The 9,933-nt window shown below is 61.5% G+C and carries 8 protein-coding genes; 6 read left to right on the plus strand and 2 right to left on the minus strand.

Annotated features, from left to right (window positions below; genetic code table 11):
• The first annotated feature begins 86 nt into the window (after positions 1–86).
• The gene (locus tag ACNA0J_RS21590) at positions 87–1,283 is read left to right on the plus strand and encodes a class I SAM-dependent methyltransferase (RefSeq protein ID WP_415820935.1); all 1,197 of its coding nucleotides are present in this window, start codon (positions 87–89) and stop codon (positions 1,281–1,283) included.
• A gap of 111 nt (positions 1,284–1,394) precedes the next feature.
• Here the strand turns inward: ACNA0J_RS21590 and ACNA0J_RS21595 are convergent, their stop codons facing one another.
• Positions 1,395–2,513 (minus strand): CCA tRNA nucleotidyltransferase, encoded by a 1,119-nt coding sequence (locus ACNA0J_RS21595; RefSeq protein WP_415820946.1) that lies wholly within the window; start codon positions 2,511–2,513, stop codon positions 1,395–1,397.
• Positions 2,514–2,536: 23 nt separating this feature from the next.
• Positions 2,537–4,663, minus strand: a complete 2,127-nt coding sequence (locus ACNA0J_RS21600) for a lytic transglycosylase domain-containing protein (RefSeq protein WP_415820936.1) — start codon at positions 4,661–4,663, stop codon at positions 2,537–2,539.
• Between the two features lie 11 nt (positions 4,664–4,674).
• On the opposite strand from ACNA0J_RS21600, the gene ACNA0J_RS21605 reads away from it, so the two are divergent.
• The 5 genes from ACNA0J_RS21605 (at position 4,675) to ACNA0J_RS21625 (ending at position 9,797) form a co-directional block, all read left to right on the plus strand.
• Positions 4,675–5,355 (plus strand): 5-formyltetrahydrofolate cyclo-ligase, encoded by a 681-nt coding sequence (locus ACNA0J_RS21605; protein ID WP_415820937.1) that lies wholly within the window; start codon positions 4,675–4,677, stop codon positions 5,353–5,355.
• Between the two features lie 235 nt (positions 5,356–5,590).
• Positions 5,591–7,024 carry a circularly permuted type 2 ATP-grasp protein gene (locus tag ACNA0J_RS21610; protein ID WP_415820938.1) on the plus strand — a complete coding sequence of 478 codons (1,434 nt, stop codon included), beginning with the start codon at positions 5,591–5,593 and terminating at the stop codon, positions 7,022–7,024.
• A gap of 2 nt (positions 7,025–7,026) precedes the next feature.
• Positions 7,027–7,968, plus strand: coding sequence for an alpha-E domain-containing protein (locus ACNA0J_RS21615; protein ID WP_415820939.1), 942 nt, complete (start codon positions 7,027–7,029; stop codon positions 7,966–7,968).
• A gap of 14 nt (positions 7,969–7,982) precedes the next feature.
• Positions 7,983–8,792 (plus strand): transglutaminase family protein, encoded by an 810-nt coding sequence (locus ACNA0J_RS21620; protein ID WP_415820940.1) that lies wholly within the window; start codon positions 7,983–7,985, stop codon positions 8,790–8,792.
• A gap of 141 nt (positions 8,793–8,933) precedes the next feature.
• Complete coding sequence (locus ACNA0J_RS21625; RefSeq protein WP_415820941.1) at positions 8,934–9,797, plus strand: peptidase; 864 nt, start codon at positions 8,934–8,936, stop codon at positions 9,795–9,797.
• The last annotated feature ends 136 nt before the right edge of the window (positions 9,798–9,933 follow it).

A 9,933-nucleotide genomic window follows, 5' to 3' on the forward strand; every position in this document is an offset into this window, starting at 1 on the left:
AATCCAATAATCCTGCAGTCTTGCCACTGCGCCCCTTTCCTCCTCGGCACGGATGCCGAGGGATCTCGGAGTAACGGACCACGTTCATGCATCGCCCGGCCTCTTCTTCCCTACCCGCACTGGACCCCGACAGCGCGCAGCACAGCGCACGCACCGCCGCGCATTTGCGACGCGCCATCGAGGCGTCGGGCGGCTGGTTGCCATTCGACCAATGGATGGCGCAAGCACTGTATGCGCCGGGCCTGGGGTATTACACGGCGGGGGCGATCAAGCTCGCTTCCACCGCCGCCACGGACGCGCGCGGCATTCCTATTGCCCAAGGCGATTTTGTGACAGCCCCCGAGCTCACGCCGTTGTTTGGCTACACGCTTGCCCGGCAAGTCGCTCAAATATTGAACGACACGGAGACCAACACCGTGTTGGAGTTCGGTGCGGGCACGGGTGCGCTGGCCGACAGTGTCTTGAGCGAGCTCGACCGCATGGACCTGCCCGCGCAATACCGCATCATCGAGGTGTCTGCTGACCTGCGTGCACGCCAACAGACGCGATTGGCATCGTACGGTGATCGGGTCCAATGGCTGGACGCATTGCCAGACAGTTTTTCGGGCTGTGTGCTGGCCAACGAAGTGCTCGACGCCATGCCGGTGTCGCTCTTTAGCTGGAACTCGGATGCCACTGTACTGGAACGTGGGGTAGCCCTGGACACCAACGGTGGCTTCACCTGGCAAGACCGCCCCGCCGGCCTCGAACTCGCCCAGGCGGTCGCGGCTCGTATGCCGAGCCTGCCTGGCTATATGTCCGAGATCAATCTGCAAGCCGAGGCATGGATGCGCGCGATGGGCCGCTGGCTGACGCATGGCGCGGCATTGCTGGTGGACTATGGCTTTCCACGCAATGAGTACTATCACCCGCAGCGTGCGGGCGGCACGCTGATGTGCCATTTGCACCATCACGCTCACGCGGATCCGTTGGTCGCCCCTGGCGTGCAGGACATCACCGCACACGTCGACTTCACCGCCATGGCGGATGCGGCGCATGAGGCTGGCTTGCAAGTCCTGGGCTACACCTCACAGGCGCGATTTCTGATGAACGCCGGACTGACTGAATTACTCGCGCGATACGACCCGGTCGACGCACGCAGTTACGCCCAGGCCATTGCTCCCGTGCAGAAGCTGCTGAGCGAATCGGAGATGGGGGAACTGTTCAAAGTGCTGGCGGTGGGGCGCGGCATTACAACACCGCTGCAAGGGTTCAAGCGCGCGGATCGATTGGCAGCGCTTTGATATCGGCACGACAACTGCACGGCATCGCATTGCCCGACGACGCCACGTCAGTTCCTTTGACAATAGCCTGATCGACTCTCGACCAAGTTGAACGTGGCGTCAGGCGTCCTGCTAATGGGGCAACTCGATCAGCGCCTGCAAACGTGCAGCGCGAACCGCGCTCTTGATACGCTGAGGATCTGCAGCACATTGTCGCGCAATGGCCCCTGCATCGACAGCACGGGCAGCGTCAAGCCGCAGCCGCCACGCCGCATCATCCCCGTCGTGCACGATCGCAGCCGTCTCCAGCAGTGCGACGAATCGCTCGGGCTTGCGCAGCGCATCGGTTTGTTCGATCAACCGCAGTTGCACATCCGCGTCTGCCGCGTCGAAACTGTCGAGCAATATCGGCAGCAATCGCGCCTGATCCGCGCACTCGGTGGGCACACGTAGTCGCCGGCTCAGTGCCTCACGCTCTGGGGTAAGACGGCACAACAAGGCATAACGCCCTGCCACCGCCAAGGTGGCTTGCGACGCGCGATCCAGATCGCTGCCCACGATGTCGATCTGCTGCAGTTCCGGCATCACGCGCGCCAGTGCATCCGACTGGGCCAAGACCTGCAACATGCGCGAAGGCGCCCTCGCCAGCAGGCCGCGCGACAGCTCTTTCCAGACACGTTCGGCGACCAGCGCGTCAGCCTCGCCGGCTGCGACCATGCGGCGGCATAAAGCCAAGGTCTCATCTGCCACCGTGAAATCGCCAAATCGCGCGGCAAAACGCCCCAAGCGCAAGATCCGCACCGGATCCTCGGCAAACGCGTCACCGACATGCCGCAGCACACGAGCCTGAATATCACGCGCCCCATTCAAGGGATCATGCAATTGCCCATCCGGCGTGCAGGCAATCGCATTGACCGTCAGGTCGCGGCGTTGCAGATCTTGTTCCAAGGTCACGTCGGCGCCGGTATAAAAGGTGAAGCCCTTATAGCCGCGGCCCGATTTGCGTTCGGTGCGCGCCAGCGCGTATTCCTCTTTGGTGCGCGGGTGCAGGAACACGGGGAAATCGCCACCCACGGGACTAAACCCGCGGCGCGCCATGTCCTCGGGCGTTGCCCCGACCACCACCCAATCGCGGTCCCCGGCAGGCAGGCCCAGCAACGCATCGCGCACGGCCCCGCCCACGATATACACCTGCAAGCCGGTCACAACAGGATCCGCAGCCAACCCTTGAACGGCGGCGGCCACGGACATGGCCGGCGTGCTCGCCGACACCATCACTGCACCTCGGCGGTACGTACGGCGCTGGTCGGCTCGATGCGCCCTAAACGCGCTTTCAGCGACTGCGGTTGGCCGGAGAACAGCGCGGCATAGTAGGTCGCGTTGGACAACACGTGCTTGACGTAGATGCGCGTCTCTGTGAACGGAATCGTCTCTGCGAAAATGGCGCCCTCTACCGGATGCGATAACGTCGCACGCCATGTCTTTGGCCGTCCAGGACCCGCGTTGTAGCCCGCGCTGGCGAGCACCTGCGAACCATCCAGACCATTGAGCACGATGCTCAGGTAGTTGGTGCCCAGCTTGGTGTTGGTATCGAAGTCATTGACGCTGGACGGCGTGAAGTCGGCCATGCCGATCTGACGGGCCACCCATTTGGCAGTGGCGGGCATCAATTGCATCAAGCCCGATGCGCCGACATGCGAACGCGCATTCATGACAAAACGCGATTCCTGGCGAATCAGGCCATATACCCAGGCAGGATCCAAGGCAATCGCGTTCGCCTGGGCCGTCACACGGCCCTCGAAGGGAGCGATATAGCGTTGCGTAAAGTCGACTTCATTCTGCGTCCGTTCGGAGGTGTTGACCACCCGATCGTAGATGTCTTCGGCCCGGGCCAACTCTGCAGCGGCCAACAACTGCCGATCCGACATCCCCCGCAGGGCGAAATTCCACTCGCCAACGGCCTCTGAACGCCACCCCAAGCGGAATAGATGCACCGCACGGCGCAGGCTGGCATTGGCGCGGGCCTCGTTCATTTCCGCGTCTGTCACGGGAGCCGGCCGAGCGGGCACCGTGATGCTGCGCCCCAGTTCTTCGGAGGCAAGTTGCCCGTAAAAATGGTACTGATCGGCGATGCTGGTGTAGGCACGCTGGGCCTGTTCATGACGGCCGCGGGCGGCGTCGGCACGCGCTTTCCAGTAGACCCAGACGGGTTCCTCTTGTTGTGACTTGGGCAGGTGCTCGATCGAGTCTTCTACCCAGCGCCAATCGATTTTCGGCTGACGCAGCGCGGAACGCACGCGCCATGCGCCGTTGTATTCGGTCAGCGCAACGGTATTGCCGGCTTCGCGATACCAGCTATCGGCTCGGCTATCGAGATTCAATGCCAGGATCAAGGCATACTGGCTGCGGACCCAGGCCAGATCGGATTTGGCCAGATTGTTCGCCCACTCGCGACGCAAATAGCTGTCGGCGACGTCGATGTCTTGCCGCGCCAGGCGTGCCAACGCGATGGCGGTCAACTCTTTTTCATTACGCCCTATTCGTTGATGATCTTGTCGGGTCAACCACTTCATCGGGCTTTTCATCAGCGCATCGTAGGCTTTCTGATCTTTGGGCTCGAAGATATAGGCGGCAAACTTGCGGGCATCGCCGGTACGGTTGGTCTCGATGGCCTCTCGCAGTTGCGGTTGGATTTCATCCCACCCCAAGACACCGTCAGCGACCAACTGGTCGTATAGATTCCAGCAGTCTTTCCCCGGCTGGAACACAGCCAAGGCCTGCTTTGCCGTGGCGCGCTGCCCCGTCATATGACGGGCCTCCAGCATGGCGCATTGCGTTTGCGAACCCGCATTCGGGATATCGCCCAAATCGCGGGCGGTTTCAAAGTCGCCCCGGCGCGTCGCGGCCAAGATCCAGTTCCCGCGCAGACGTTCACCTAAATAGGTATTGCCGTTTTCCTGCAAAAACCGCGTCACATCGGCTTTGGGAAAAGCGCTGCTGGGCGCATTCCACACCTGATAGTTCAACAGCCAGAACTGGGGATAGTCGCCCAATACATCGCCGCGCGCCTGTGGGATGGCCATCCCGAGCACCGACCATTGCTTGCGGTCGTTGGCGTCGCGCGCAGCAAGGACCGCCTGAAAGGCCGATGTTTGCGGCGTTGGAGGCAGCCCGGCCAACTTCACTGCAGGAATGTGAAGGCTCGCCTGGGCTGGCTGGGTGCGACCCGCAGGCGCGCCCTGCCCTTGCTGAGCATCCACAGACGAACACGCAACGGTGATCAACGCCAGCGCCGGTAACCAGCGGCTGGCGCGCCGATCGACGCGGCCCGGCATCCCGGCCCGGCGGGCCTCGGGAACCGCAGATTTCTGATAACGTCTTGATTCAAGCCACTGCCGCATCGCCGATCCGAATGAACACTCAAAATACCGCACAGAATAACGCAGTCGCGCTACGCGCGCGATTACGGCAAGCCCGTACCGACATTCCCGAGTCGCAACGCAGCCGCGGCGGCCTGCTCATGCGAGGAAGGCTGTTCACCTGGCTCAATGCGGTACGGGAACAATCGGCCAAGCAAGGAGCGAAGGTGCCCGCGACCGTAGCGGCCTTCTGGCCTCTGGCAGGCGAGCCTGATCTACGTCCATTGCTGCAACAATGGGCAGACGCCGGCATCGCCATCGCCCTGCCGGCGATCCGTGACACGGACGCCCCGCTGGAGTTTCGTGCCTGGACACCTGGCGATACGCTGGAATGCGGCCCCTTTAATGTCCAGGAACCCTCAGCCGATCGGCCGGCGCTGCGCCCCGACGTCATCCTGGTCCCCACGCTCGGCTATACCGATCAGGCCGACCGCCTGGGCTATGGCGGCGGCTATTACGACCGGACCCTCGCCGATTTAAGGCAAACCGGCCATGAGTTCACAGCTATCGGCATTGCCTGGAACGAGGGCCTGCTGGACGAGGACTACCAGCCCGCCTCGCACGACGAACGGCTGGACGCCATTCTGACGCCCGATGGATGGTTGCCCGAGCCCCCGCTGCTGGGTCCCAATGCGCCATCCGGGGGAGTCGTGGGATCTTTTGTGCTGCGTTAAATTGGTGCACGCACCATGACGGTGCGTGAATTTACCCTAGGGGCAACCCTCTCACTCCTCCCATACCTCCTCTGCTACAACGGAAAAGCACAGGCGCGGGCCGTATCAGGCCTGGTCAGAGCTGGCACAAGGGTTGCTTAACAGTTTGATATGGCGCAGGACCCAGCGCCCCCTGTCGGGCCGCAGGCTCCATCCGGATCACGCGGCAGGCCCGCACAGGATACCGGAGGAGCCCATGCTGCATGCACAACCCGCCCCCTCGTCGGCCTATGACGAAATGGTCGACGCCCAGGGCCTGGTACGCCCCCACTATGCGGGGTTTTCACAGTGGCTGACTCAGGAATCCACCGATGCCATGGTGGCGCGGCAGGTCGAGGCCGATCTCAGCTTCCGCCGCGTCGGTATCACGTTTTCTGTGGCTGGTGACGAGGCCGGCACCGAGCGGCTGATCCCTTTCGATCTCATCCCCCGCATCATTCCCGCCGATGAATGGGCCCATCTGTCAGCCGGCCTGACACAACGGGTACGCGCCCTGAATATGTTCATCCGGGATATCTATCACGGTCATGACATCGTCCGCGCCGGGATCGTGCCTGCCCAGCAAGTCTTTCTGAACGCACAGTACCGCCCGGAAATGCAGGACGTAGACGTCGCCGAAGACATCTATTGCCATATTGCCGGTGTCGATATCGTGCGCGCCGGCGCTGGAGAGTTCTACGTCCTGGAAGACAACCTGCGTGTCCCGTCCGGTGTGTCGTACATGCTGGAAAACCGCAAAATGTCGATGCGCCTGATGCCCGAGGCGTTCAGCAGCCTCAAGGTCAAACCCGTCGCGCATTATCCCGATTTGCTCCTGGATAACCTGCGCGAGGTCGCGCCGCGCAGCACCGACGCACCCACGGTCGTCGTGTTGACACCGGGGATGTACAACTCGGCCTATTTTGAACACGCGTTCCTCGCACAACAAATGGGCGTGGAACTGGTCGAGGGTCAGGATCTCTTCGTCGACCAGAACACGGTGTACATGCGCACCACGCGCGGCCCGCGCCGGGTAGATGTCATCTATCGTCGAGTAGACGATGATTTTCTGGATCCTCTCTCGTTTCGAGCCGACTCGGCGTTAGGTGTGCCGGGACTGCTGTCGGTCTACCGCGCCGGGCGCGTCACGCTGGCCAATGCCATCGGCACAGGCATTGCCGACGACAAATCCACGTACCAGTACGTGCCCGACATGATCCGTTTTTATCTGCAGGAGGAACCGATCCTGTCCAACGTCCCGACGTGGCGTTGTTCGCGGCCTGACGAGTTATCGCATGTCTTGGCCCACATGCACGAACTGGTCGTGAAGGAAGTGCACGGTGCAGGCGGCTACGGCATGCTGGTCGGCCCCACCTCGACTCGCGCCCAAGTGGAGGCCTTTAAAGAACGCGTTCGCAGCCGTCCCAGCAACTACATCGCTCAGCCCACCCTGGCGCTATCGACGATTCCGACCTACGTGCAGTCTGGCGTCGCACCCCGCCATGTCGATCTGCGTCCCTATGTGCTGTGCGGCAAAGACATCCGCACCGTGCCGGGAGGCCTGTGCCGCGTCGCATTGACCGAAGGCTCGCTGGTCGTCAACAGCAGCCAAGGCGGCGGCACTAAAGACACTTGGGTACTGGGAGAATGACCATGCTGAGCCGTACCGCCGACAATCTGTTCTGGATGTGCCGCTATATCGAACGGGCCGAGAACACGGCCCGCATGCTGGACGTCAACCTGCAGATGTCCCTCATGCCACAGGACGCTCACGCCCGCGACAGTCTATGGCGCGCCGTTCTGCGTATTTCCGAACTGCAGCATGACTACGACGCCCGTTATCCAGCGGTCACGCCGCTGGACGTGCTGCATTACCTCGTGCGCGAGCCGACGAACCAATCTTCGATCTATTCGTGCCTGCGTGCAGCCCGCGAAAATGCGCGTGCCGTGCGTGGCAGCCTGACAACCGAGGTCTGGGAAACGTACAACACGACGTGGCTGGAACTGCAGAAACACTTGCAGACCCATTTGCCTGAACGTAATCCCGGCGAATTTTTTGAATGGGTGAAATTCCGTGCCCATTTGGTGCGTGGCGTCACCATCGGCACGATGCTGGATGACGAAGCCCTGCATTTCCTGCGATTGGGCATGCATCTGGAAAGAGCCGACAACACGGCGCGGCTGCTGGACGTGAAGTTTCACGAAGAGCAGGATGATCTCGCTGCGCGCAGCAGCGAGTTCTATCGTTGGGCATCACTGCTCAGTTCTGTATCGGGTCTGGAGATCTATCGCAAGGTCTATCGCGATGTCATCACCCCTGATCGCGTTGCGGAATTGCTGATCCTGCGTCCGGATATGCCACGTTCGCTGTTGGCCTCGGTACAAGCCCTGACGGAAGACTTGGCACGCGTGACCAACCAACGCTCCGCCGAAACCGAGCGCCGTGCGGGCCTGTTGTATGCGGAACTGCGCTACGGGCGTATCGAGGACATTTTGCACAGCAGCCTGCACCGCTATCTGGAACGCTTTCTAGAGCGCATCAACGACTTGGGCAACCGTATCAGCCAAGATTTTCTCGTGCCGCTGGCGGCATAGCATCCGGAGCCCTCATGAAACATCTCATTCGACATGTCACCCAATATCGCTACACGGCACCGGTCAGCTATAGCATCCAGGCGCTGCGCCTGACACCGCGCCTGGACGACCATCAGCGTGCCCTGCGCTGGCGCATCGACGCCCCCGGCTCGCTGGAACAACAAGTCGATGCTTACGGCAACATCACGCACATGCTGACCTTGCCCAGCGCTCATGACAGTATTGATCTATGCGTCACCGGCCAGGTCGAAATCGACCCATTGCGTGATGGACGGCTGCATCCCGAGGACAATCGCCTGCCTGTGCATGCCTTCTGCGTGCCCACGTCCTTGACGCAAAGCGATGACACTATCCGGGATTTTGTCCACACGACGCTGCCTGATGGTCTACGTACCCCCAACGACGCTCTGACGCTGGCCAGCGCCATTTGCGACCGCGTGGCATACGAACCCGGAACGACGGACGTGACCACGGCGGCCAATCAGGTGCTGGCCCTGGGCCACGGTGTCTGCCAAGACCACGCGCATCTGTTCCTGGCCTGCGTACGCGGCATAGGCGTTCCCGCCCGCTATGTCAGCGGCTACCTGTACACCGAAGCCGAGCATGCTGCCAGCCATGCATGGGCCGATGTCTGGCTGGACGATATAGGTTGGACCAGTGTGGACATCACCAATCGTCAATTTGCCTCCGATTGCCATTGCCGGCTGGCCGTCGCACGGGACTATGATTCTGCCTCGCCCGTGCGCGGTGTCCGGCACGGTGGCGGCGAGGAGTCGATGACCGTGTCGGTACAGGTCCAGGCGGCTCGCCAGCAGACCCAGTAGCAATGACTACACGGCTGGCCTGTTGCCGGTTAACGACTAAAGCATCAACAAAATAAAGGGGGACAAAACGAGTCTGACGCCGCGCCGCCAGACTCGTTCTTCTCCCCCTACAATACGCTAGCTGTTATTCACCGACTCACCATGACTTACTGTGTTGCCGCCCGCCTGGATTCAGGCTTGGTTTTTCTTTCCGATTCACGCACCAATGCGGGCGTGGACCAAGTCAGCATCGCCCGCAAGCTCAACGTATTCGAGCAGCCGGGCGACCGCGTCATGGTGTTGCTCACGTCGGGCAATCTGGCTATCAGCCAAGCCGTAGTGAATCTGTTGGCTCAGCTCGATAGCGACAGCCCGGATTCGCTCTGGTCGGCACCGGATATGTACGAGGCAGCCCGCCGCGTCGGCGAGGCTGTACGTCGTGTTCACGAACGCGATGCCGAGGCCTTGAGTGAGCATGGCGTCGATTTCAATATCAATCTGATTTTTGGCGGTCAGATCGGCGCTGAGCGCGGCCGGCTGTTCCAGGTGTATTCCGCCGGCAATTTCATCGAAGCCAGCGCGGACTGTCCGTATGTGCAGATCGGCGAAGCCAAATACGGCAAGCCGATCCTCGACCGCGTCTTGCGTCCTGATACGCCGCTGGATGAGGCGGCGAAATGCGCGCTGATCTCTATGGATTCGACCTTGAGATCAAACATCTCTGTCGGCTTGCCGCTGGATCTGCTGGTCTACGAGGCAGATACGCTGCGTGTGACGCATTTCACGCATATTGACGAAGACAACGAATATTTTCGGATGATTCGCAAGACCTGGGGTGAACGGCTGCGTCAGGTGTTCACGGAGATCGACGATCCGACTTGGACGGATGCTGGCGTCTCTGGCTCACTGGCAGCCGCAGGTCGACTGCACCAGCCGCACCGGCTCACGCCAAATGGGGTGGCGCCGAATAGTCCGACACCATTGCAGGTTGTCGCGCAGGATCCGGGAAAGTCGCAAGCCTCTTGATGCGGGATTTGTTGACGGGATGTCGGGGGCTGCGTCGGGGTGTCTGTGTGTTGATGCAGTATCTCTATTAAGCCGTCNCGGCTGGCGGCCAAGGCTGTGCCGGCCCTATCGCCCGGTCTGGCCGCCTGNCGNGNCC

It is taken from the genome of Bordetella tumbae, from assembly GCF_965139195.1.
GTDB lineage: Bacteria > Pseudomonadota > Gammaproteobacteria > Burkholderiales > Burkholderiaceae_B > Bordetella_A > Bordetella_A tumbae.

Excerpts from the sequence above, each read along its gene's own strand:
- ACNA0J_RS21620 (WP_415820940.1), top strand. The coding sequence starts at position 7,983 with ATGAAACATCTCATTCGACATGTCACCCAATATCGCTACACGGCACCG.
- ACNA0J_RS21595 (WP_415820946.1), bottom strand. The coding sequence starts at position 2,513 with ATGTCCGTGGCCGCCGCCGTTCAAGGGTTGGCTGCGGATCCTGTTGTG.
- ACNA0J_RS21625 (WP_415820941.1), top strand. The coding sequence starts at position 8,934 with ATGACTTACTGTGTTGCCGCCCGCCTGGATTCAGGCTTGGTTTTTCTT.
- ACNA0J_RS21610 (WP_415820938.1), top strand. The coding sequence starts at position 5,591 with ATGCTGCATGCACAACCCGCCCCCTCGTCGGCCTATGACGAAATGGTC.
- ACNA0J_RS21590 (WP_415820935.1), top strand. The coding sequence starts at position 87 with ATGCATCGCCCGGCCTCTTCTTCCCTACCCGCACTGGACCCCGACAGC.
- ACNA0J_RS21600 (WP_415820936.1), bottom strand. The coding sequence starts at position 4,663 with ATGCGGCAGTGGCTTGAATCAAGACGTTATCAGAAATCTGCGGTTCCC.
- ACNA0J_RS21615 (WP_415820939.1), top strand. The coding sequence starts at position 7,027 with ATGCTGAGCCGTACCGCCGACAATCTGTTCTGGATGTGCCGCTATATC.
- ACNA0J_RS21605 (WP_415820937.1), top strand. The coding sequence starts at position 4,675 with ATGAACACTCAAAATACCGCACAGAATAACGCAGTCGCGCTACGCGCG.